This is a genomic window from Ruania rhizosphaerae, from assembly GCF_009805705.1.
Lineage (GTDB): Bacteria > Actinomycetota > Actinomycetes > Actinomycetales > Beutenbergiaceae > Ruania > Ruania rhizosphaerae.
This window is the reverse complement of the sequence record NZ_VSMB01000018.1, coordinates 30,114-51,531: the sequence shown is the minus strand read 5'-3', so window position 1 is coordinate 51,531 and position 21,418 is coordinate 30,114. Positions and strand designations below refer to the sequence as shown.

Here is a 21,418-nt window from a genome sequence, read left to right as displayed (position 1 = left end):
GTGCTCCTTCGGGTCTGGATGGGTTGGGGGAACTCGTAGTCAACGCTCAAGCGCCCGCTCCAGCGGGCTGAGGTGGGCTGCCGGGCCGAGCCACCGCAGTAGGAGGCCACCGCGCGCAGGCCGCAGTGCCGTGAGGTCAGGATGAGCACCGGCAGCGAGGTCCCAGAGCGCTGCACGTGCCGCCCGTGCCCAGTACGTACCACCGGACCCGCCTGCGCAGAGATCCCCGAGCGCCACCTCGCCGGGATCGGGGAGCTCACCGAGAACCAGGGCGGTGTCGAGGACGCGCGCCGCCCCCAGGACGCCAGGTACCTGCTCATGACCGGACGCCCGGATCTCTTCCACCACGACCGGACCGCGCGCGTCATGGACCTCGGTGCGCAGCAGCGCGTGCCCTCCCCGCTCGCCCGCCCGGCCCCACGCGATCGTCTCGCGCAGTGCCAGTTGTGCCCCAGCCTCGGCTCGTACTGTCGTCGACCGTGTCACATCGGCGCCCTCGGCGACCACGAACGGCAGCCCGAGCCAGGACAACTGGGAACCGTGTCCGAGGGTGACGATGATGTCCCAGAGGCTGGGGACGCCGTCGGCGTCGTACGCGACCGTTCCGCCGACGTCGGTGATCGTCAGGGCGCAGCCGTCCGCCACGCTCACCCGCACCACCACGTGGTCGCCCCCGAGGAGGACGGCCCCGGTGGCGACCAGCGCCACCTCGGCTACCACTCGGTCGCGCCGCACCGTGCGTACGGCGAGCAGCCCGTCGGTGGTGCGGACCTGGACCGGAGCACCGGGAGCGGTGGGCGCCTCGACCGAGACGGACGTCGTCAGCGGCTCAGTGCGCGTGGCTGTGCTCATGCTCATGGTCGTGCTCCTCGCCCTCGGCGTGGAAGTGCGGGGCCATCGGCCCCGGGTCCTGAGCGACGTGGACGCCGTCCCGGTAGTGCCCGAGCACCCCGAGCACCCAGGAGCGCAGGGCCGTCACGGATGCCTCGTCGGTGCGCGAGAGGGCGATCACGGCGCGCCCGTCCCGGGCGGCCGTGGCGTCGCGCACCATCTGTTCCACGTCGACGCCGACGTACGGGGCCAGATCGGTCTTGTTGACCACGAGCAGATCGGCACGCCCGATCCCCGGCCCACCCTTGCGGGCCACATCACCGCCGCCGGCCACGTCCAGCACGAAGATCTGCGCGTCCACGAGCGCGGGGGAGAAGGTCGCGGTGAGGTTGTCCCCGCCGGATTCGATCACCACGAGGTCCAGCGGGGCGAAGTCCTCGGCGAGATCCTCGGCAGCGAGCAGATTGGCGGTGACGTCGTCCCGGATGGCTGTGTGGGGGCAGGCGCCGGTCTCCACCGCGCGGATCCGTTCGGGTTCGAGCACACCGGCCGACCGGAGGAAACGGGCGTCCTCGTCGGTGTAGATGTCGTTGGTGATCACCCCGATCTCCAACTCCTCGGCCAGAGCTCGGCAGATCGTCGCGATGAGCGAGGACTTGCCGACGCCGACGGGGCCGGCGACGCCCAGCCGCAGCGGGCGGGTGGTCGTGGTGTCAGGATTCTGAGGGAGATCAGGCACGGAACAACCTCTGGGTCAGGAGGGCGTGGGCCTCGGCCCAGCCCTCATTTTGCGGGGCACCGGAGGCCGGGATGTCCTCCGGGGTCAGGCATGCAGCGACGCGGAGCACGTGCGGCTCCGCGGCAGCGCATGCCTCGAGAACCCACTGCGCGGGCGCGAGCGGATCCAACGGTTCGAGTTTGAGCAGGGCGGCCGCGGCAGTCTGTGCATCCTCGTAGACGGTGAGCCGGACCACGTCCTCGCTCCGCAGACCGGCCGCCGCTGCGATCGCCCCCAGCACCACGGCCCGGGGAAGAGGGCCCGTCCACGCTTCCAGCGCTTGTACCGGCGGGCGGTGCGACCACAGGGAACGGGCCACCCGCCGGTAGCCGCGTCCCAGCAGGTGTGCGGCCTCCCGCAGCGCAGCTGAGGGCGTGCGGGCCGCCCAGGCGTCCACGACGGCGGACAGGTGTGTCTGCGCACTCGTCCCCACGGGCGGGTGGCTGAGCAGGTGTGCCGTCACCACCGCCGTCCCGGCCTCGACGAGGCTGACCGTGCGGGCACGCCCCCGGAGCCAGACCGGTACGTCCGCCGGCGCCATCCCCGCCAGCAGCGCCGGCTCCAGACCTGCCGAGTGCGCATGACCGCCCCCGGGCAGGCGGGCATCGGCGAGCAGCATCGCCACCGAGAACGGGTGTGGTGCTGACATCAGAACATCGAGTACAGCTGCGACAGGGGCAGTGCGGCGGCCGGTGCCGGTTCCACCAGGTCGCCGTCGATCCGGATCTCGAAGGTATCGGGCCTGATGTCAATCCGGGGGAGGGCGTCGTTGTTGCGCATATCCGACTTGCCGACCTCGCGGGTGGCGGAGATGGGTGCGAGGCGGCGGCGCAGGCCCAGCCGATCGGCGAGCCCGTCCGCGATCGCTGCGGGGGAGACGAACGCCACCGAGGTATCGGCTGCGGTGGCATCCCCGAAGGCAGGGCGCTGCAGCACCGGCTGCGGAGTGGGGATGGAGGCGTTCGGATCGCCGAGGGCGGCCCACGCGATCGCACCGCCCTTGATCACCAGCTCGGGTCGGACACCGAAGAAGCGCGGGTCCCACAGCACCAGGTCGGCGAGCTTGCCCGGCTCGATCGACCCGATCTGCGCGTCCACGCCGTGCGCAACGGCCGGGTTGATCGTGTATTTGGCGACGTAGCGCCGCGCACGCTCGTTGTCGGCGGGCTCGGTGCTGCTTAGCGGACCGCGGCGGTGCTTCATCACATGCGCCACCTGCCAGGTGCGGGTGATGACCTCCCCGATCCGCCCCATCGCCTGCGCATCGGAGGAGGTGATGGAGATGGCGCCCATGTCGTGCAGGATGTCCTCGGCGGCGATGGTGCTCGCCCGGATGCGGGACTCCGCGAATGCCAGATCCTCGGGGACCGACGGGTTGAGGTGGTGGCAGACCATCAGCATGTCCAGATGCTCGGCCACCGTGTTCACCGTGTGCGGCAGCGTCGGGTTCGTCGACCCGGGGATCACGTGCTCGAGCGAGGCGATGGTGAGGATGTCGGGCGCATGCCCGCCCCCGGCGCCCTCCACGTGATAGGCGTGGATGCTGCGTCCACCGATGGCATCGATCGTCGACTGGACGAACCCTGCCTCGTTCAGGGAGTCCGAGTGGAGCGCCACCTGCAGCCCCCACTCCTGCGCCGCCCGGAGCGAGGCATCGATCGCGGCGGGGGTCGAGCCCCAGTCCTCGTGCACCTTCAACCCGCCCGCGCCGGCGAGCGCCTGCTCGGCGAGGGACTCGCTGCTGACGGTGTTGCCCTTACCGAGCAGCAACACGTTCAACGGCAGCGGATCGAGGGCACGCAGCATCTGCCGCAGGTGCCAGGCGCCGGGCGTGACCGTGGTGGCCTTCGACCCCTCGGACGGGCCTGTGCCGCCACCGGCCACGGTGGTCAGGCCGGTGGCAAGTGCCTCGTGCAGGGCAGAGGGGGACAGCAGGTGCACATGCGGATCGAACCCGCCTGCGGTGAGGATGCGTCCCTCGCCGGAGATGACGTCGGTGGAGGGTCCGATGACGAGGTCGGGATGGACGCCGTCGGCGATGTCAGGGTTCCCGGCCCGGCCGATCGCGACGATCCGTCCCTCCCGTAGGCCCACATCGGCGCGGATGACGCCCCACCAGTCGAGCACGACGGCGCCCGTCACCACCGTGTCGAGGGCACCCTCGGCGCGGGTCCGGGTCGACTGGGCCATCGACTCCCGGATGCTCTTCCCGCCGCCGAAGACGGCTTCGTCACCGCCGATGCAGTGGTCCTCGGTGATCTCGATCCATAGGTCTGTGTCACCCAGGCGCACCTGGTCGCCGGCGCTGGGACCGTACAGGGCGGCGTAGCGCTCGCGATCGATGCGCACCATCAGCCCACCTGCCCGTCATCGGTCTTGCCCCGTTGGACTCCCGGGACGCGCCGGTTGCCGCGCAGCGCTACCAGGGAAACTTCGCGGCTCACTCCTGGCTCGAAGCGCTGCGACGTCCCCGCCGGGACGTCCAACCGGAAACCGTGTGCAGCTGCCCGGTCGAACCGGAGGGCGGCGTTGGCGTCCGGGAGGTGGATGTGCGAGCCGACCTGCACCGGGCGGTCGCCGCTGTTGGTGACCACCAGCAGCAGTCGTTCGGCGGGGGTCCGGTCGGCATTGAGCTCGATCGTTCCGGGGGCCACGCGGACGGCGCCGGGGCCGGAGGAGCCGTGGCTGGACAAGGGGCCTCCTAGGGAATCGGATGATGCAGGGTGACGAGCTTGCGCCCGTCCGGGAAGGTGGCCTCGACCTGGACATCGGTGAGCATCTCTGCCACCCCGTCCATCACGTGCTCCCGGGTCAGCACCTGCCGGCCCTCCGACATGAGGGTGGCCACGTCTGCGCCCTCCCGAGCCCGTTCGAGCACCCAGGTCGACAGCAGCGCGACGGTCTCCGGATGATTGAGCCGGACGCCCCGACTTAGCCGGTCGCGGGCGATCATCCCGGCCACGGCGAGCAGCAGCTTCTCGGTGTCTGCCGGTGTCAGGTGCACCGTGCCGCCTTCCGGGTCGCTCGTGTGCTCACAGCGCCATCGCTCCCCGAGCGCCGTCGATCGCCTCGGCGCCGCCGGGAGCGCGGTGGGTGAGCCGGCCGGAGGCCATCACCAGATACTCCTCGGCGTGCTCGACGGCGTAGCCGATGTGTTGCTCGACGAGCAACACCGAGAGATCGGTGTCGGCCCTGAGTGCGCTGATGGCCGCGTAAATCTCGCGGACCACGTTCGGCTGGATTCCCTCCGTGGGTTCATCCAGCAGGAGCAGCTGTGGACCGGTCACCAAGGCGCGGGCAATGGCGAGTTGCTGGCGCTGACCGCCCGAGAGCAGGCCCGCCTGCCGGGACAACAGCGGACCGAGCACCGGGAAGAGATCCAGCGCCTCGTCCGTGCGACGCCGACCGGCCGCCCCGTAGGCGTCGGCCACCACCTGCAGGTTCTCGCGCGCCGTCAGCTGCCCGAAGGACTGCTGCCCCTGCGGGACGTAGGCGATGCCGCGCCGGATCCGGCGGTGTGTGGGCCAGTTGGTCACATCCGTGCCGGCGAGCTGAACTGTCCCCCGCCGCACCGGGAGCAGTCCGAGCACAGCGCGTAGCAGCGTGGTCTTGCCGGCGCCGTTGTGACCCAGCACCGAGGTGAGGCCGCCGTCGGTGACGGTGAGGCTGACGTCGTGGACGACGTCGGTGCGCCCATATCCGGTGTTCACACCGGTCAACTCCAGCATCACTGTTTCCCTTCCGCTGCCGGGTCGCCCAGGTAGACCTCGACGACGGCCGGATCCTGCTGCACCTCGGCGACCGTGCCTTCGGCGAGCACCTGGCCCTGATGCATGACCGTCACCGAGTCCGCGAACGAGCGTAGGAACTCCATATCGTGCTCGACCACCACGACCACCCGCTGTGAGCCGATGCGACGCAGCAACTCGCCCGTCTCCTCCCGCTCGGCGTGAGTCATGCCGGCGACAGGTTCGTCCAGCAGCAGTAGGTGGGCATCCTGAACCAGCAGCATCCCGATCTCGAGCCACTGCTTCTGGCCATGCGCCAGCACACCCGCCGCGGTGTGGCGGTGCGAGGCCAGACCGGTCATCTCCAGCGCCTGCTCGACGGCTTCCGGAGTGTCCCGGCGGCGACGCAGCAACGCCATCGGCCCGCGGCGCGCACCGGCGGCGATGTCCAGGTTCTGCAGCACGGTGAGCTCTTCGAACACGCTGGCGGTCTGGAAAGTGCGTCCCACGCCTTCTCGCGCAATCCGGTGTGTGCCGCGGCCCAGCAACTCGGTTCCGCCGAATCGAGCGGATCCGGTAGCGCTGACCAGGCCCGTGACGGCATCGATGAGCGTGGTCTTCCCGGCCCCGTTCGGGCCGATGAGGAAGTGCAGGTCGCCCTGGGTGACCGTCAGGTCGACATCACGGACGGCCACGAATCCTCCGAAGGCGACGCGCAGGCCACGGATCTCGAGGTAGTCGTGGCGGAACCTGTCGGTGTCGGTGCCGAGCAGTGCCTCGGCGCTCGCGAGGTCGATCTCCTCGCCGGTGGCGTCGCTCACAGGGTTCTCCCTTCCGGTCGTGGGTCCGGTTCTGGCTCAGTGACCGGTGCTGCGCGTCGCCGTCGGACGATCGAGGCCAGCCCGCCCGGGAGGAAGGCGATGACGCCGAGGAACAGCGCACCCTGGAAGTACGTCCACGCGGAGGGGAACTGCTCGGCCACCGAGGTCTCCGCCCAGCTCACCGCGATCGACCCCAGCACCGGGCCGAGCAGGGTGGCGCGGCCGCCGATCGCGACCCCGATGAGGAAGCCGATCGAGGGGACCACGCCGATGTCAGTTGGCGAGATGATGCCCACGATCGGGACGAAAAGCGCGCCACCGACGGCGGCCATCACCGCCGCCAGGACGTAGACGATGGTCTTCACCGCGGCCGGGTCGTAGCCCAGGAAGCGCACCCGGTCCTCCGCGTCCCGGACCGCGACCAGCAGTTCGCCGAACCGCGAGACCATCAGCTGGCGGGCGATCACCACCATCACCAGCAGCACACCGGCCGCGATGAAGAACAGCATCCGCTGGTTCACCGGGTCGGTCAGGTCGTAACCGAAGAAGGCCCGAAAGCCGTTCAGGCCGTTCGTGCCACCGGTGGTCTGCTGCTGGCCGATGAGCAGGATCGCGAATGCCGCTGCGAGAGCCTGGGAGAGGATGGCGAAGTAGGCCCCGCGGACCCGGCGGGTGAAGATGGCCCACCCCAGAGCAGCGGCGAGGGTGGCCGGCACGAGCACGATCAACACGAGCGTCACCACCGGCGAGCGCATCGGCTCCCACCACCAGGGCACCTCACCGGTGCCGTACAGGGTCATGAAATCCGGGACTCCACCCGGGCCGGCATCGGCGAGCTTGAGGTGCATCGCCATCACGTAGGCACCCAGGCCGAAGTACAGGCCCTGACCGAGGGTGAGCAGTCCGCCGCGCCCCCAGGCCAGGCCGATTCCGACCGCCACCATAGCCACGCACAGGAAACGTGCGAGCAGGCTGAGCCGGAAGGGTGACAGGGCGATCGGCGCGACGGCGAACAGCAGGATCGCCGCGATCGCGAGCAGGATCAGCGGGCCGGTGCGGCCGGTGGTGAGGGTGCGGATCATGCTGTACCCCTTTCGCGTGAGGGCTGCGGTGCCTCGTTGCGGTGCACCTCGTTCCTCGGCGCCCCTCCGCGGGGGCTCCTCGCGCTCACGCGAGGCTCCTCGTCCTCGTGACCAGCAGCCCCTGCGGCCGTACCTGCAAGAACGCGATGATCACCACGAACACCAGTACTTTCGCGATCGAGGCCGTCGTGGAGAACTCGAAGAACGCCTGCATCAGCCCCAGCGCCGCCGCTGCGATCACGGTGCCCTTGATGTGCCCGATCCCGCCGACCACGACCACGAGGAAGGCGTCCACGATGTAGCTCATCCCGAGGTTCGGGCCGGTCGATCCCAGCAGAGTCACGGCGACACCGGCGATCCCGGCGAGCCCGGACCCGATGAAGAAGGTGGTGCGGTCGGTGGCCCGGGAGGAGATCCCGGACGCCTCGGCCAGGTCACGGTTCTGGACGACGGCGCGGATTCGCCGTCCGAGTGAGGTCGAGCGCAGCACCACGGCCAGCGCGAGGACGCACACGATCGCGATCGCCAGGATGAACAGCCGCGTCTTCGGCAGCGCCAGCCCACCGATGCTGACGGCGCCCGTGAGCCAGGTGGGGACGCTGACGTCGACGTTGGGGGCTCCGAAGACATCGCGTGCCACCTGCTGCAGCAGCAGTGCGACCCCCCACGTGACCAACAGGGTGTCCAGCGGACGGTGGTACATCCGCCGGATGAGGGTCGCCTCGAGGATCAGCCCGAGGACCCCGCCGACCAGGAAGCCGGCCGGCAGGGCCACGAGCAGGCTGACACCGGCGTTGCCGACGAGTGCCTGGGTGACGAAGGCGGTGTAGGCACCGGCCATCATGAACTCGCCGTGGGCCATGTTGATCACGCCCATCTGCCCGAACGTCAGCGCGAGGCCGAGCGCTGCGAGCAGGAGGACCGATCCGAGGCTGAGGCCCGCGAAGAGCTGGGGGAGGAGGAGGTCCATCGGGTCAGCTCAGGTCCGCGGCCCAGTCGTATCCCTCGAGGAAGGGGTCGGGCTCGATCGGTTCGCCGGAGGTCCACTCGGTGTAGATCAGCCCGTCGGGTCCGATCCGCCCGATCAGGGAGGTCTTCCAGATGTGTTGGTTCTCGCCGCTGACGGTCACCGTGCCCTCCGGGGCGTCGAAGGTGACCCCGTCGGCGACGGCCTGGATGTCCTCGACGGCGAACGATTCCGCCTCCTCGACCATCGCACGCCACAGGTAGAGCGAGGTGTAGGCGGCCTCCATCGGGTCGGAGGTGACCCGGTCCTCGCCGTACTCGGCCTGGAAGGCCTCCACGAACGCCTCGTTCTCCGGGCTGTCCACGGTCTGGTAGTAGTTCCAGGCCGTCAGCTGGCCCTCGACGTTCTCGACGCCGATCCCGCCGATCTCCTCCTCGGCGATGGAGACCGAGAGCACCGGCATCTCCTCGGCGCTCAGACCGGAATTGGTGTACTCGCGGAAGAAGGCGACGTTGGAGTCGCCGTTGAGGGTGTTGAAGACGGCATCGGCGCCGGCCGCGCTGACCTGGTTGACGATTGTGGAGAAGTCGGTGTGGCCCAGCGGGGCGTACTCCTCGCCGAGGATCTCGATTCCGTGCTCCTCGGCGTAGGCGTTGATGATCCGGTTGGCGGTCCGGGGGAAGACGTAGTCCGAGCCGACGAGGAAGAGGGACTCCACGCCTTCCTCGACCATGTAGTCCAGCGCGGGCACAATCTGCTGGTTGGTCGTGGCACCGGTGTAGAAGATGTTGGGTGATGCCTCCAGGCCCTCGTACTGCACCGGGTAGAACAGCAGCGAGTCGTTCGACTCGAAGACCGGCAGCATCGCCTGCCGGGAGGCCGACGTCCAGCCACCGAAGACCGCGGCCACGCAGTCGCTGGTGATCAGCTTGGTGGCGCGCTCGGCGAAGACGGCAGGATCGGACTGGCCGTCCTCGGTGACGATCTCGAGCTCGTGACCGAGGACTCCGCCGTCGGCGTTGATCTCGGCAGCAGCGAGCTGGAGCGAGTCGTGGACGGTCTGCTCCGAGATGGCCATGGTCCCGGAGAGGGAGTTCAGGAAGCCGATCGCGATGGTGTCCCCGGAGGTGTCGACACAGCTGTCGCTGGTGGATGAACTCTCCGAATCGGCGTCAGCCACCTGGGCGCCGCAGGCGCTCAGGGCGATGGCCGAGACGGCGGCTGAGAGGACACCGAGTCGCTTGGTGCCGGTGGTGCGTAGACGCATGGCGTGCTCCGTTCGTGGCGTGCCCCGTGGGGTCTACTTAGGTTCATATGAACCTAAGTAGATGGACGTGTCGCCGACGTCAGAGCGATGTAACGTTCCGGTTTCGTGCCTGCCACGCTGCCCGCAGCGGGTGGGGGCGCGCTCGTCAGTCCTTCTCGCGCGCCTCTGCAACCTCCTTGATCGTCGCCAGACGACGGTCCCAGCCTCGGCCGATCGTCTCGAGTTGGGCGGCCAGGCGGGCGAGCGGGGCGCCCACGGCGTGATAGCGCACGGATCCCGACGTCGATTCGGGGACCGCGCGGGTTCTCTCGACGAGGCCGGCCGACTCCAGCACCTGCAGGTGCTTGGCGATCGCCTGCCGGCTCACCGGCAGCGCGCGGGCGAGATCACTGGCCGAGAGGTCCTCCGACCCCAGTGCGGTGAGGATCTCCCAGCGAGTCCCCTCGGCCAGTGCGGCACACAACGTCGTGATCTCCGCCGGCACGCTGTTCACTGTCATGGCTGACCCTCGTGCTGGGGTGCCCGGCCCGTGGTGACGAACTCTGCCAGCCAGTCCAGCACGGCGTTCCAGCCGCTCGTGTTCTCCTCCATCGCGGCTCGGCGGGCTGCGGCGGGCTTGTTGAGGAAACCGGACTCCAGCACGGTCAGGCGCGTTCCGCCGTCGTGGGCCTCCAACGTGAAGTGCACGGTCGTGGATGTCTCGTCGAGCTCACCGTTCAGGTCTCCCCAGGTGAGCACCAGCTCGGCCGGCGGGTTGATGACGTCCAGGCGGACCGGGTACGGCGTGCCCTGCCAGGAGAACGAGCCGACGGACCCGGCGCGCCACCCGTCCGGGAACGTCGAGGGGTGTCCCCACCAGGTCTCGATGTGCTCGGGCGTGGCCAGAGCCTCCCAGACGCGATCGCGTGGGGCGGCGATGGTGACGGTCCGGGTGATGGTGCCGGCGTCGAGGTCGGCGACAGCGGCATCGGCCGGTTCGGTCGTCCGTGACTGGTCGGGCATGAGAGCTCCTGTGAACGATGACTGCAACTATAGGGTTGCACCCACCGTAGCGGTGTGACGTCCGGCATGCAACCCACAAGTTGCAGCAGGTGTTCCGCGCGAGCGCTCAGCCCCGGATGAGAGCGGGAAGGACGTGTCGCGCCAGCAGTGGCGCCAGATCGGCGGGCGGATCAGCCAGCGACGTCCACCGCAACTCGGCGATCTCCGCGGCCGCCGCCGGCTCCCCGGGCAGTGCCGCGGTGTACACCGAGGCCGCCACCCGGGTGTCGGCCTCGTTCGCTGCGGCCTCGTCGTAGGTGCCGAGCAACGTCAGTGCCGACTCGGGCAGCGTCAGGCCCAGCTCCTCGGCCACCTCCCGGACCGCCGCCTGGGCCGCAGTCTCGCCTGGGTCGACCTTGCCGCCCGGGAGCATGAACCGGCGGGTCCCCTGCTTGCGGACGGTCAGCAGCTCGCGGCCGGCCGCGTCGGGGTGGGTGCGGACGAAGCACACGGCGGCGATGGTCAGGACGGTGATGTCGGGGCGTACAGTCACGCGCCGACGTTACCCCGCACTGGTGCCGTCGCGGTGAGTTGCCCGTCGTGCAGCTGCACGACCCTGTCCGCACGATCGATGAGCAGCGGATCGTGCGTGGAGACGACGGCGGCGATCCCGCGTTGGCCGGTCAGCTCGGCCAGCAGGTCCATGATCGTCCCGGCCGTCGCTGAGTCGAGCTGCCCGGTCGGTTCGTCGGCGATAAGCACCCGCGGATCGGTGACCAGAGCGCGGGCGATCCCGACCCGCTGCTGCTGCCCTCCGGAGAGTTCGTGCGGGCGCTGGTTGGCGTGCGGCGTCAGCCCGACCGCCTCGAGTACCGCGGCCACTCGCTCGTCGCGCTCGGCAGCGGCGATGCGCTGCACCCGCAACGGAACCTCCACGTTCTCCGCCGCAGAGAGCACCGGCACCAGCCCGAAGGACTGGAACACGAACGCCAGGGTTCGCTGGCGCCACGGCAGGGCGTCCTTCTCCGGCAGCGCGCTGAGCTCCACCTCGTCCAGGAACACTGCCCCCGACGACGGCCGGTCCAGTCCGCCGAGCAGGTTCAGCAGGGTGGTCTTGCCTGAGCCGGACGGTCCGGTCACCACGAGGAGCTCGCCCTCGTGTACCGCCAGATCGGCTTCGACCAGGGCATGCACGTCTCCGGCTGCGGTGCTGTAGGTGCGGGTTAGTGCCCGCGCCGCCAGGGTCGTCATCGCTCCTCCGTCTCCTCGTGCGGGATGGGTCGCGCTCCGTCGCGCCAGACCCCGACGTGATCGGTCTCCAGGGCGAGCCGCACCCGGTCCTTCAGGTCCAGCGCGGCCACGAAGTCCTGTGGCAGCTGCATCCGGCCGACCCGGTCGAGCACGGCGAACTCCTCCGCCACATGCCGCTCGGTGCCGGTGTCGTCTGTCTCGCGGCGGCGTAGCACTTCGGTCGAGGTCCGGCCGTCGCGGATCTGCACGGTGCGGCGCACGTGCTCGGAAACGGTCGGATCGTGGGTGACGATCAGCACCGTCACCCCGAGCTCGGCGTTGACGTGGCGGAAGGCCTCGAGCACCTCGGCACTGGTGTGCTCGTCCAGCTCCCCGGTCGGCTCGTCCGCGAGCAGCACGGCCGGGGAGTTCGCCGACGCAACCGCGATCGCGACCCGTTGCTGCTCGCCACCGGACATCTGCTCGGGCCGCTTCCCGGCGCAGTGGGCGACCCCCAGCAGCTCCAGTAGCCGGCCGGCACGGGCCTCGTCCACGGCACCGGCCAGCGCCATCGGCAGGCACACGTTCTCGAGTCCGGTCAGATAAGGCAGCAAGTTGCGGGAGGTCTGCTGCCAGACGAAGCCCACGGTGTGCCGTTGGTAGCGGACCCGCTCGGCCCGGCCCATGGTCAGCAGGTCGGTCCCACCGACCCGGGCGCGTCCCGCCGTCGGGGTGTCCAGGCCGGAGAGGATGGTCAGGAGCGTGGACTTGCCCGATCCCGAGGCGCCCACGAGCGCGACCAGGTCGCCGGCGGCGACGTGCAGTGTCAGACCCTGCAAGGCTTGCACCTCGATGCCCTCGGCGGAGTAGATCCGCACGAGGTCCTCGCACTCGATGGTGGCGCCGTCAGCGCGTGGGGCAGTCATCATTCTCCGATCCGTAGCACGGATACCGACAACCGGCGCGCCATCGCACCGGCAAGAAGCACGCAGAGAGTCAGCACAATCGTCAGGATGGCGATGACACCGAGCACCAGGAGAGGGTCGACGCGCAGCACCGGCTGGTTCGCTGACCCGGTGAACGGGCGCAAGTCCACAGTGGCGGCCACCAGGTGCGGGAGCACCAGCCCGAGTCCTGCTCCTGCCAGCACGGCGGCGCCGACCAGTGGCACGCTCTCCCATGCCACCAGGCGGCCCTCCGTGCGACGGCTGACTCCGAGGGTGCGCAGAACGCCGAGCAGGTGGCGGCGCTCCGGCGCTGCGAGCAGAAGCCCCAGCACGATGGCCAGGCACGCCAGCACCAGGCTGACCACCAGCGCGATGAGGAACCCGCCCTGCAAGGACCGCGCGCTGGGTGAGGCGAGGAACTCCGCAGTCGCCTCGGTGGGTGAGGCGATTGTGCCGCGGCCGCCCAGCCATTGCTCCACTCCGTCGGCCGCGCCCGGTCCCGAGCCCGGTGCCAGCTGGATCAGCACATCCCGTGGCACCAGGTTCTCGCCCGTGGCCTCCCGCAGCAGGTGCAGGTCGACGATCACCCACGGGTGCGCGTTCGCGATCCCGGGCGCCGCGGCCGGTTCACCGCGCACGTCCAGCACCACCGAGGAGCTCATCGCCAGCCGCACCTCGCCGCCGGTGTCCACGTCGTGACCGGACCACACGAGCGCCGGCACCCCCGCGGCGGTTGCCTGGTCGAAGCCCTCCGGGAGCTCGACGGCGCCGGGCACCTGGGCCTGGACCTGTGCCAGCGTGGCAGAGTCGACCGCGTAGACAGTGACCCGCCGGCTGGAGTCGTCCTCGACCAGGGGAACGCTGGAGATCGTCGTCACGGCGCTGAGGGTCTCGACCCCTGTCAGGTCCGCGACCGCGGCGAGATCGGCATCGGTGAACGGCGGGCCCGTCAGGCGCAGATCGGCACCCGCGGCTGCGCGGGCACCGTCGTCCACGCCGCCGCGCAGTGTGGTGAGCATGGTTGTCGCCAGCACCGCGATGGCCACCCCGATTGCCAGCGCGACCAGCGGCACCAGGCCGGCCCCTCCCGAGCGCACCAGGCGTGCCGACCCGAGGAACGCCGTCAGGCCACGCCCCTGCCGGGCGGTGCGGTGTACGGCCCTGGCCGCCAGCGGGAAGAGCCGCAGGGTCACCATGCTCACAGTGACCGCCAGGAGCAGTGGCGCCGTCACGGCCAACGGGTCGGTCCCGCTGCCACGGTCCGTGCTCGCGGTGCCGCGGTCCTGGACCAGCCACAGCGCCGCTGCGGTCAGGGCGACCACCACCGCCTCGGCCACCCACCGCCACCGTCGTCCACGGCGCGGGTCGGCCCGGCCCGGACGCAGCCGGGGCAGTGGCAGGATCGCCAGCAGCACCGGTGGGGCCAGCGCGACGGCGGCCGGCAGCAGCAGGTCGCTCGCCAGCTCCACCGTCGTGAGCGGTGGCGCCGGTACGGCGGCGATGGCTGCACCCGCCCCGATCGCCGCCGCCGGCAGACTGAACGCGAACCCCTCGGCAGCCATCACGGCCCGCAGCTGGTGCGGCGCTCCACCGCGGGCGGCAGCCAGGGCGAGAGTGGCTGAGCGGCGGGCGACCAGGAGCCGTACGCCCAGCGCCAGGACCGCGAACGCCACGCCCACCGGCCCCGCCGCGACCATCGCCAGCACCGTCGACGTGCTCTGCCACCGCCCGGTCGCGTTCTCGAGCACCTCGTCGAGCTCGGTGGTGAACTGGATCCGCGGCTGGTCATAGGGTCCGCGCACCTCGAGCGGCCGGTCGATGGCGGTGAACGCGCGCAGATCGGACAGGAGCCCCGCCGCGCGCTCGGCCACCGGATGGACCGGCACCCACAGCTCCGCGTCCGCGAACATCGGGATGTGTCCCGTGAAGTCCGGGTTCAGGTACACGATGGCCGTCGCGGCCTCGCCCTGGTTGGGGTCGGCGTCGATGCGTGGGCTGAGCGTGCTCAGCTGGTGTTGCCACTGCTCCGTATCGGGATCGACAGCGTCGAAGAGACCCGTGATCACGAACTCGGTCCGCGCCTCGGGGGAGGTGGCCTGCCCGTCCGAGCCCACGGGAGCGGTGAAGGTGTCGCCGACGGCGAGTTCCATCCGCTCCGCCGTCCCGACGGCGACCATCACCTCCACCGGCGACTCTGGTGTGCCCGTGCGCGCCCAGGCCGACGGTGCCGGTGAGGTCCCCTCCACCAGGGTGATGAACGGCTCGATGCCGTGGTCGACGCGCAACCGCACCGACATCGCGTAGAAGGCGTCCGTGCCGCCGCCGGGGATCGTCATCGGCACCGGGCCGGTGGTGAGGGAGGCACGGGGATCACCGGCGGCCGCCCGCAGTTCGGGTCCGGCCTCGGTCAGCGTGCGTGCCACGGCTGGTTGCAGCTCGGCCAGGCCGGCCTGCGCCGTCAACGGGTAGTTCGGAACCTGTGCGGTCAGCGCCCGTACCGTCGGCGGGGTCTGGGTGATGGAGTGGTTCACCTCGGCGGTGAACGTCTGCCGTTCCAGGCGTGGCCAGGCGGTCAGCAGTGCGGTCACGAGGCTGACGAGCAGGGCCAGCGCCAGGGTCGCGCCCAGTGAGCTGCGGATCGTCCGCGCGAGGAGACGGGGCTTCATCGCACCTCCTCGCGCCACGTGGTGTCGAGCACCTGAGCGCGCACCCGGCGTCCGTACCAGAATGAGACGGCGACCACCACGGACGTGATGGCGACCAGCAGTATCGAGCCGCCGGCCACGTCCAGCCGTACCGGCAACGGAACGGCCGCGGTGGCCTGCGGGGTGGTCGCGCGCACCAAGTCGGGCATCATCAGGGCCGCCGTTCCCAGCCCGGCTACCGCACCGGCGGCGACAGCGCTCAGCTGCACCGCCAGCAGTTCCCTGCGGCGGGAGGCCGCCTGCTGCGCCGAACCCACCCCGACGGCGCGCAGCACCACGACCTCCCCGCGACGGGCGGTGGTCTGCGCGGTGGCGACGGCCGCCACCGCGGGAACCATCAGCAGCAAGGCTCCTGCAGCGGCCAGCCAGAACACGATGCGTGCGGGTGCCGCGACAGGGTCCATCTCCCGTGCCGCGTCCGCCCTTGTCACCTCGGCGTGGGGTCCGGCCAGTGCAGCCACCGGAGCCTCGACCTCCGCCGGGGCGCCTGCCGCCAGCCAGACCTCGCTCACCGGCTGCGCCGACCCGCCACCGCGCAGCAGCGCCTCCTGCACCCCGGCCAGATCCGCCAGGACCCCGCGTGGGTGGCTGGCGGAGCCAGGGATCACGGCGACTTCGCCGGTTGCTCGCAACCGCAGCTGCGTGCCCGCGACCGTCACGTCCGCGCCGGAGGGGAGGATGACCTGCGACCAGCCTGGAGTCACCAGCACGGGCAGGCCGTCGCCGGTGCCCGGGGGCGGTGGCGGCATCGAACGCACAGTCACCGTGCCGCGGCGGACGAAGTCGCCGCTGTAGAGCAGACCGACCTCGGCGGTGAGCGTCAACGGCTGCGCATCCGCGGCGAGCATCGATCCCTCCCCGGCCAGTGGGAGCGTCGCCGGATCCCACGAGGACAGCGCCGCGCTGAGATCGACCTCACCGGAGCGCAGGTCGGCCACCTCGACTTCGTACCGTGTCTGCGCGAACTCCGCCGCCAGCTGGACGTCGAGCGCCACCGCCTGCCACGCGCCATCCGGTACGTCGATACTGACCGCACCCGTGGACGTGGCACCGTCGTCAGGGGCATCACTGACACGTTCGGAACGCACTGTCACCGTCTCTGTGCCGTTCCACAGGACGAGCTCGAGCCAGACCTGGCGGGCCGATGGGTGGGCGAACATCGACATGTCCGGCCCGGTCGTGGTGGTCGACACCGTCAGGTTGCCCTCGACGATGCCTGCTATCTCCGGCCCGGTGAGAGTATCCGGATGGGGTGCGAGCGACTCAGCGATTTCCGCCGGGTTCACGAGCGCGTCGGGGGCCGCCATGACGCTGCTCTCGGCGACTGGCAGGGCAGTGAGCGTGCCCGGAGAATCCTCGTGACGCACCGCGGTGGTGAGAACCCCGCTGGCCTGGGTGACGCCGTCGAGGTCGGCGTACTGGCTCACCCCGACGGTCTCGTCACCGGAACCGGAGGGGAGGCGGACCCGGACGTCCGCACCGCTGGCTACCCCGGCCGAGAGCGTGCGCAGCGTCTCGGAGGTGCCCGAGTACGCCGCCGCCATCGTGCCGACCGCGCTCGCCAGGACCACCAGCACCACCGGCGCGGCGAGCACCGGGAGGTGGCGGGCCACCTGGCGCGCTTCACTCACCGGCGAATAGCCCGGGAGCCGGCTCGCCCAGAGCGCCCACCCCCGGGTGAGCGGGGCGGCCAGCGCGAGCACGAGCAATGCGCCTGCCAGCAGCATCAGGGCGGGGGCGCTCACCGCCAGCGGATCCACCCGGGACGTCCCGGGCACCAGCGCAGACCCGTTCCGCGCGAACCGCCACATGCTGAACGCTGCGGCACCAGTGAGCAGCACGACAGCGCTGCCCGCCAGCACCGGGCGGCGCCGCCCACTCGCCACAGCCGCATCGTCATGGATCGTCAGCGCGCTCAACTGCACCGTGGCGAGAACCGCGGTCACCACGAGGCAGACCCCCGCTGCCACCAGCAGCACCACTGAGGTTGCGTCATCGCCACGATCCCCTGCGAGCGCGAGCGTCACCCCGGTCCCGATGGCCGCGCCGAGACCGGCGACCCCGGCGGACTCGACGAGGGCGGCGGTCCGCAGCTGGCGCCGGGAGGCGCCGCGGGTCAGTAGCAGGCGACTTTCCGGCGCTCGCAGCAGCCCCAGCAGCCCGGCGAGCTGCCAGAGCGCCACCAGTGAGACGGCCGCTACGATGACCAACGGGACGGTGGCGGCCGTGCGTACCGCGATCAGGCCGTTCGCGGTGTCGGCCACAGTCTGGGCCAGCGAGCCCTCGATGATGAGCCCGCGGACGGGCACCTCGGTGGCGTCGACGACCTCGCGCAGCTCGGCGAGACCGGACTCCCACCCATCGAGATCGGCCGGCTCAAGGTCCGGCGCCGGCGTGATCACCCAGCGCACCAGGGGAGTGACATCGACGGGATCCAGGCTTGGGAGGAACACCGGCCCGACGGTCTGCGGGCGGACCGGGTCGAGACCCTCGGTCGTGAGGAGGTCACCTGCCCAGCGTGCCGCCGCGGGATCGTCCGGCAGCCACAGTCCCGTGATGCGAATCGGGAGCGCCTGCGCACCGACGGCGAACGTATCGCCCACCTCCAACCCGGCGGCTCGCGCTGACTCAGCGTGAAGCGCCCCCTCACCGGCTGTAGCCGGCCACGCGCCGGCCGTCAGCTCACCGCCATCACGGGCGTGCTGATCGGCGGCCAGAACCACTGCGGTTCCCCGTCCGGCGTCCTGCGCGTCCAACTCCGGCGTCGACACCGAGCGGTACACCATGGCCTCCGGCAGCAGTCCGGATACGGTCTCGAGCAGTAGATCGTCCTGTCCCGTGGCGTCGTCGGCGAGGCGGGTTTGCAGCGTCACACCGGCGGCCTCGGGTGATGCCTGGCTCATCACCTCCCTGACGGCGGCGGTCGACGCGATGGCCAGGTAGGTCAGCGTCCCCGCCACGGTGAGGGTGACGAGCATGGCCATCGCGGCCAGGAGCGCGATCAACGGCAGCTGGGCGCGCGTACGAGGCCACCGCCACGATCCGCTCCGCACCGCCCCGGTTCCCCTTCCCCTCGGGCCCCTCACTGGGGTGTCGTCACTTTACCCAGGAGTGGTCGCCGCTACGCGCAGGAGCGAGGACGTGACCTCCAATACCCTGTCCCGCAGCCCGTTCGCCCGCTCCGCGAACTCCCGCTGCGCCGCGACGTAGGTCGCCTTCCCGTCCGCCGTCTCGATCGGGACGGGTTCATAGCCCCAGTCCCGCAGATCATAGGGCGAGGCACGCATGTCCAGGGCGCGGATGTCGCGCGCCAGTTCGAAGGCGTCCAACAGCAGCTCACCTGGAACCGCGGGCCCGAGCTTCATCGCCCACTTGTAGACGTCCATCCCGGCATGTAGGCAGCCCGGCTGCTCCAACGCGGGCTGGTCGGCGCGGGTGAGCTCACGTTCGTTGCGTGGGATCGCCGGGTCGGTGAAGAACCGGAAGGCGTCGAAATGGGTGCACCGCAACGGGTGCGATCGCACCACCTCATCGGTGCCCGCAGCGCCCAGCCGCAGCGGCACCTGCGCATGCCGCACATCCTCGGTGCGGTACACCATCGCCCACTCGTGCAGACCGAAACAGCTCAGCCGCGCCGGCCGGGCGCGGGTGCGGCTGACCAGGTCGTGCACGAACCGGACGGCGTCACCTCGCTCGGCCAGGAACCCTGGCTCGTCCAGGCTCACCACACCCTCCTGCGAGGAGTACCAGCGCCGTCGGGCATGCTCGGGAGCCTCGACCAGGGCGCGGCCGGTGCCCGGGTGCCAGACCCGTAGCTGGGCCGGTTTGGTGGGGTAGTAGGTGAACAGGAAGTCCTCGACCGGATGGCGTTGCCGGGCCTGGCGGCGCTCGCGGTACTCGCGGGTGAGGGCGTCGGCCCGCTCGGCGTGCGCTTGGGCGCGGGGCTGCCACTGTGCGGGGGTGAGGACGGTCATGGGCGGGGCGGTGGGGGCGGTGGGTATTGCGGTACGGGAGGTGACGGGTGCTGGGGGTACTGGGGGTACTGCGGGTGCTGCCGGTACGGGCTGGGTGGGGGTGGTGGTGTCGGTGGGCGCCTCGTGCGGATCATCGCACTCATCGCCCGCTCGAACGGCCCCTTGCCGAGGGTGAGCTGCCAGGCTGTGGTGAACACGAATGTCCCGATGATCAACCAGATCAACGGCCAGTTCGACTCCGGGTACCAGACGGCGTCGTTGCCCAGGATGCGGATGTAGACGATGTGCAGGCTGTAGACGGTCAGCGACATCGCTCCGGTGGCGCTGACGGGGGTGAGCAGGACGCGCAGCGCCGCCGGGCGTGTGATCAGCAGCATCAGACCCACCACGGCCACCGCTACCCCGACGTTCCCGAGCATCTCCACGCCGGAGTCGGCGTGAGGTTCGATGCTCACCAGCATCGCCGGCAGCGAGTCCGGATCGGTGGTGAGGGAAGTGAGGAAGGCGCCGGCACCGTACCCGACCAGCGCGGCGGCCGTGCCGAGCAGCACGAAGCTGGTCTGCACCGTGACCGAGCGCAGGTTCGCCCGGCCCACGGCGATCCCGATCAGGAGGTAGGCGAGCCAGGTGATCGCCGGGTAGTAGCCGGTGAGCAGCTCCCCGACCAGCGGCATCGCCCGTAGCTCGGAGCCCTCACCGATGGCCAGCCGGACGGCGAGCACCGGCACCGGAGCGATCGCGAGCACCCCAGCTGCCCATCCGAGCAGCGCGGGGGTGCGCAGACGCAGGAACGGCAGGGCGAGTACGAACATCACCGCATAGGAGGACAGGATCACCGCCACCGGGGTGAGGAGGAAGGTCAGTGCCCACCCGAGGGCGTAGAGGATGCCGGAACGTTTCAGGATGCGGGTGCGCTGCCGTTGCCAATCCGCCGGGTCACCGGAGGCGGCGGCGCGGCGGGTCATGAATGCCAACCCGACGCCGGCGAGCATCGCGAACAGGGCCGAGGGGCGCCCGTCGGCCACGAAGAACCAGCCGGTCGGGGTGATCAGCCCGACCTCCCGCTCCAGACCGAGGTGGGCGACGAACATACCGAGCACGGCCAGCCCCCGGGCGGTGTCGACCCCGACGATGCGGGTGCGTTGATCGCTCACCGGCCCAGGCTACCGAGTGCTGCTGACGGTTCTGCCCGGGCCGGGAGGGGGAGTTCTCCCCGCCCTCCTCGCCAGGTGAGCGGGAAGGTCCCGGTCTACACTTTCGACATGGGCAGCGTCGACACCTACACGCACGGGCATCACGAGAGTGTGCTCGCCTCGCACGGCTGGAGGACGGCCGAGAACTCGGCTGCCTATCTGCTGCCGCTGCTTGAGCGCGGGCAGGACGTGCTCGACGTCGGTTGCGGTCCCGGCACCATCACCGTCGGGCTTGCCGAGCGGGTCAACCCGGGCCGGGTGCTCGGGCTCGACCGGTCGCAGGATGTGCTGCTCAAGGCCTCCGAGCTCGCCGAGGTGCGCGGGGTGGAGAACATCGAGTTCGAGCAGGGTGACGTGTACGAGCTGCCCCACAGCAAGGGCACCTTCGACGTGGTGCATGCCCACCAGGTGCTGCAGCACCTCTCGGACCCGGTGGCGGCGCTGAAGGAGATGGCGCGGGTCGCCCGGCATGGGGGCGTCATCGCCGTGCGGGACGCCGACTATTCCGCCATGTGCTGGTACCCGGAGTTCCCGGGACTGGACCGCTGGCGGGAGGTCTATCACAAGGTCACCCGGGCGCACGGAGCCGAGGCGGATGCCGGACGGCGGCTCCTTGCCTGGGCGCACCAGGCGGGCTTCGACGATGTCACCCCGAGCGCCGGGATCTGGTGCTACGCGGGCGAGGATGACCGGCTGTGGTGGTCCCACTCGTGGGCCGAGCGCGTCAGACGCTCCGCCTTCGCCACCCACGCCCTCGAGGAGGGTTTCGCGACCACCGACGAGTTGGATGAGATGGCCGAGGCGTGGCGGGCCTGGGGTGAGCACGAGGACGGCTGGTTCTCCGTCACGCACGGTGAGCTGCTCATCCGGGTGTAGCGCCGTCCCGCCTCAGTATCGAGTCGACGTCCCTGACC

21 protein-coding genes are annotated in these 21,418 nt (G+C 70.7%); 1 reads left to right on the top strand and 20 read right to left on the bottom strand.

Annotated elements, in window-relative coordinates; all coding sequences use genetic code 11:
- Window positions 1-39: 39 nt before the first annotated feature.
- The 20 genes from FV560_RS18555 to FV560_RS18460 all read right to left on the bottom strand — a co-directional run bounded on the left by FV560_RS18555 (window position 40) and on the right by FV560_RS18460 (window position 20,465).
- Window positions 40-858 carry an urease accessory protein UreD gene (locus FV560_RS18555; protein ID WP_159623193.1) on the bottom strand — a complete coding sequence of 273 codons (819 nt, stop codon included), beginning with the start codon at window positions 856-858 and terminating at the stop codon, window positions 40-42.
- Entirely contained in the window at window positions 830-1,570 is a 741-nt protein-coding gene (gene ureG, locus FV560_RS18550; RefSeq protein ID WP_159623191.1) for an urease accessory protein UreG, read from the bottom strand. Before ureG ends, FV560_RS18555 begins: the two co-directional genes overlap by 29 nt.
- Window positions 1,563-2,258 carry an urease accessory protein UreF gene (locus FV560_RS18545; RefSeq protein ID WP_159623189.1) on the bottom strand — a complete coding sequence of 232 codons (696 nt, stop codon included), beginning with the start codon at window positions 2,256-2,258 and terminating at the stop codon, window positions 1,563-1,565. Before FV560_RS18545 ends, ureG begins: the two co-directional genes overlap by 8 nt.
- Window positions 2,258-3,961, bottom strand: a complete 1,704-nt coding sequence (locus FV560_RS18540) for an urease subunit alpha (protein WP_159623187.1) — start codon at window positions 3,959-3,961, stop codon at window positions 2,258-2,260. The genes FV560_RS18545 and FV560_RS18540 overlap by 1 nt, the downstream gene beginning before the upstream one ends.
- Window positions 3,961-4,302, bottom strand: coding sequence for an urease subunit beta (gene ureB / locus FV560_RS18535; RefSeq protein WP_159623184.1), 342 nt, complete (start codon window positions 4,300-4,302; stop codon window positions 3,961-3,963). Before ureB ends, FV560_RS18540 begins: the two co-directional genes overlap by 1 nt.
- An 8-nt stretch (window positions 4,303-4,310) precedes the next feature.
- Entirely contained in the window at window positions 4,311-4,613 is a 303-nt protein-coding gene (locus FV560_RS18530) for an urease subunit gamma (RefSeq protein ID WP_159623182.1), read from the bottom strand.
- Between the two features lie 28 nt (window positions 4,614-4,641).
- Entirely contained in the window at window positions 4,642-5,337 is a 696-nt protein-coding gene (locus FV560_RS18525) for an ATP-binding cassette domain-containing protein (protein ID WP_159623180.1), read from the bottom strand.
- A complete protein-coding gene (urtD, locus tag FV560_RS18520; RefSeq protein WP_235020220.1) occupies window positions 5,337-6,158 on the bottom strand; it encodes an urea ABC transporter ATP-binding protein UrtD in 822 nt (273 codons plus the stop codon). The genes FV560_RS18525 and urtD overlap by 1 nt, the downstream gene beginning before the upstream one ends.
- Window positions 6,155-7,240 carry an urea ABC transporter permease subunit UrtC gene (gene urtC, locus FV560_RS18515; protein WP_159623178.1) on the bottom strand — a complete coding sequence of 362 codons (1,086 nt, stop codon included), beginning with the start codon at window positions 7,238-7,240 and terminating at the stop codon, window positions 6,155-6,157. Before urtC ends, urtD begins: the two co-directional genes overlap by 4 nt.
- A gap of 85 nt (window positions 7,241-7,325) precedes the next feature.
- On the bottom strand, window positions 7,326-8,210 hold the full coding sequence (gene urtB, locus FV560_RS18510) for an urea ABC transporter permease subunit UrtB (RefSeq protein WP_159623176.1): 885 nt from the start codon (window positions 8,208-8,210) through the stop codon (window positions 7,326-7,328).
- Window positions 8,211-8,214: 4 nt separating this feature from the next.
- Window positions 8,215-9,474: an urea ABC transporter substrate-binding protein gene (urtA, locus tag FV560_RS18505; RefSeq protein WP_159623174.1), complete on the bottom strand. Its 1,260-nt coding sequence runs from the start codon at window positions 9,472-9,474 to the stop codon at window positions 8,215-8,217.
- A gap of 145 nt (window positions 9,475-9,619) precedes the next feature.
- The gene (locus tag FV560_RS18500; protein WP_159623172.1) at window positions 9,620-9,973 is read right to left on the bottom strand and encodes an ArsR/SmtB family transcription factor; all 354 of its coding nucleotides are present in this window, start codon (window positions 9,971-9,973) and stop codon (window positions 9,620-9,622) included.
- Window positions 9,970-10,476 (bottom strand): SRPBCC domain-containing protein, encoded by a 507-nt coding sequence (locus FV560_RS18495; RefSeq protein ID WP_159623170.1) that lies wholly within the window; start codon window positions 10,474-10,476, stop codon window positions 9,970-9,972. Before FV560_RS18495 ends, FV560_RS18500 begins: the two co-directional genes overlap by 4 nt.
- 106 nt (window positions 10,477-10,582) lie before the next feature.
- The gene (locus FV560_RS18490; protein ID WP_159623168.1) at window positions 10,583-11,008 is read right to left on the bottom strand and encodes an NUDIX domain-containing protein; all 426 of its coding nucleotides are present in this window, start codon (window positions 11,006-11,008) and stop codon (window positions 10,583-10,585) included.
- Window positions 11,005-11,706, bottom strand: a complete 702-nt coding sequence (locus FV560_RS18485; RefSeq protein ID WP_159623166.1) for an ABC transporter ATP-binding protein — start codon at window positions 11,704-11,706, stop codon at window positions 11,005-11,007. Before FV560_RS18485 ends, FV560_RS18490 begins: the two co-directional genes overlap by 4 nt.
- Window positions 11,703-12,614, bottom strand: a complete 912-nt coding sequence (locus FV560_RS18480; RefSeq protein WP_159623164.1) for an ABC transporter ATP-binding protein — start codon at window positions 12,612-12,614, stop codon at window positions 11,703-11,705. The genes FV560_RS18485 and FV560_RS18480 overlap by 4 nt, the downstream gene beginning before the upstream one ends.
- Window positions 12,611-15,298, bottom strand: a complete 2,688-nt coding sequence (locus FV560_RS18475) for an ABC transporter permease (RefSeq protein ID WP_159623162.1) — start codon at window positions 15,296-15,298, stop codon at window positions 12,611-12,613. Before FV560_RS18475 ends, FV560_RS18480 begins: the two co-directional genes overlap by 4 nt.
- A complete protein-coding gene (locus tag FV560_RS18470; RefSeq protein WP_159623160.1) occupies window positions 15,295-18,390 on the bottom strand; it encodes a hypothetical protein in 3,096 nt (1,031 codons plus the stop codon). Before FV560_RS18470 ends, FV560_RS18475 begins: the two co-directional genes overlap by 4 nt.
- A gap of 48 nt (window positions 18,391-18,438) precedes the next feature.
- Window positions 18,439-19,311: a 3-methyladenine DNA glycosylase gene (locus FV560_RS18465; protein ID WP_159623158.1), complete on the bottom strand. Its 873-nt coding sequence runs from the start codon at window positions 19,309-19,311 to the stop codon at window positions 18,439-18,441.
- The gene (locus tag FV560_RS18460) at window positions 19,308-20,465 is read right to left on the bottom strand and encodes a heparan-alpha-glucosaminide N-acetyltransferase domain-containing protein (protein ID WP_159623156.1); all 1,158 of its coding nucleotides are present in this window, start codon (window positions 20,463-20,465) and stop codon (window positions 19,308-19,310) included. The genes FV560_RS18465 and FV560_RS18460 overlap by 4 nt, the downstream gene beginning before the upstream one ends.
- 108 nt (window positions 20,466-20,573) lie before the next feature.
- On the opposite strand from FV560_RS18460, the gene FV560_RS18455 reads away from it, so the two are divergent.
- On the top strand, window positions 20,574-21,380 hold the full coding sequence (locus FV560_RS18455; RefSeq protein ID WP_159623154.1) for a methyltransferase domain-containing protein: 807 nt from the start codon (window positions 20,574-20,576) through the stop codon (window positions 21,378-21,380).
- Window positions 21,381-21,418: the final 38 nt, after the last annotated feature.

Excerpts from the sequence above, each read along its gene's own strand:
- FV560_RS18555 (WP_159623193.1), bottom strand. The coding sequence starts at position 858 with ATGAGCATGAGCACAGCCACGCGCACTGAGCCGCTGACGACGTCCGTC.
- FV560_RS18545 (WP_159623189.1), bottom strand. The coding sequence starts at position 2,258 with ATGTCAGCACCACACCCGTTCTCGGTGGCGATGCTGCTCGCCGATGCC.
- FV560_RS18540 (WP_159623187.1), bottom strand. The coding sequence starts at position 3,961 with ATGGTGCGCATCGATCGCGAGCGCTACGCCGCCCTGTACGGTCCCAGC.
- FV560_RS18525 (WP_159623180.1), bottom strand. The coding sequence starts at position 5,337 with ATGCTGGAGTTGACCGGTGTGAACACCGGATATGGGCGCACCGACGTC.
- urtC (WP_159623178.1), bottom strand. The coding sequence starts at position 7,240 with ATGATCCGCACCCTCACCACCGGCCGCACCGGCCCGCTGATCCTGCTC.
- urtB (WP_159623176.1), bottom strand. The coding sequence starts at position 8,210 with ATGGACCTCCTCCTCCCCCAGCTCTTCGCGGGCCTCAGCCTCGGATCG.
- urtA (WP_159623174.1), bottom strand. The coding sequence starts at position 9,474 with ATGCGTCTACGCACCACCGGCACCAAGCGACTCGGTGTCCTCTCAGCC.
- FV560_RS18500 (WP_159623172.1), bottom strand. The coding sequence starts at position 9,973 with ATGACAGTGAACAGCGTGCCGGCGGAGATCACGACGTTGTGTGCCGCA.
- FV560_RS18495 (WP_159623170.1), bottom strand. The coding sequence starts at position 10,476 with ATGCCCGACCAGTCACGGACGACCGAACCGGCCGATGCCGCTGTCGCC.
- FV560_RS18485 (WP_159623166.1), bottom strand. The coding sequence starts at position 11,706 with ATGACGACCCTGGCGGCGCGGGCACTAACCCGCACCTACAGCACCGCA.
- FV560_RS18480 (WP_159623164.1), bottom strand. The coding sequence starts at position 12,614 with ATGATGACTGCCCCACGCGCTGACGGCGCCACCATCGAGTGCGAGGAC.
- FV560_RS18475 (WP_159623162.1), bottom strand. The coding sequence starts at position 15,298 with ATGAAGCCCCGTCTCCTCGCGCGGACGATCCGCAGCTCACTGGGCGCG.
- FV560_RS18465 (WP_159623158.1), bottom strand. The coding sequence starts at position 19,311 with ATGACCGTCCTCACCCCCGCACAGTGGCAGCCCCGCGCCCAAGCGCAC.
- FV560_RS18455 (WP_159623154.1), top strand. The coding sequence starts at position 20,574 with ATGGGCAGCGTCGACACCTACACGCACGGGCATCACGAGAGTGTGCTC.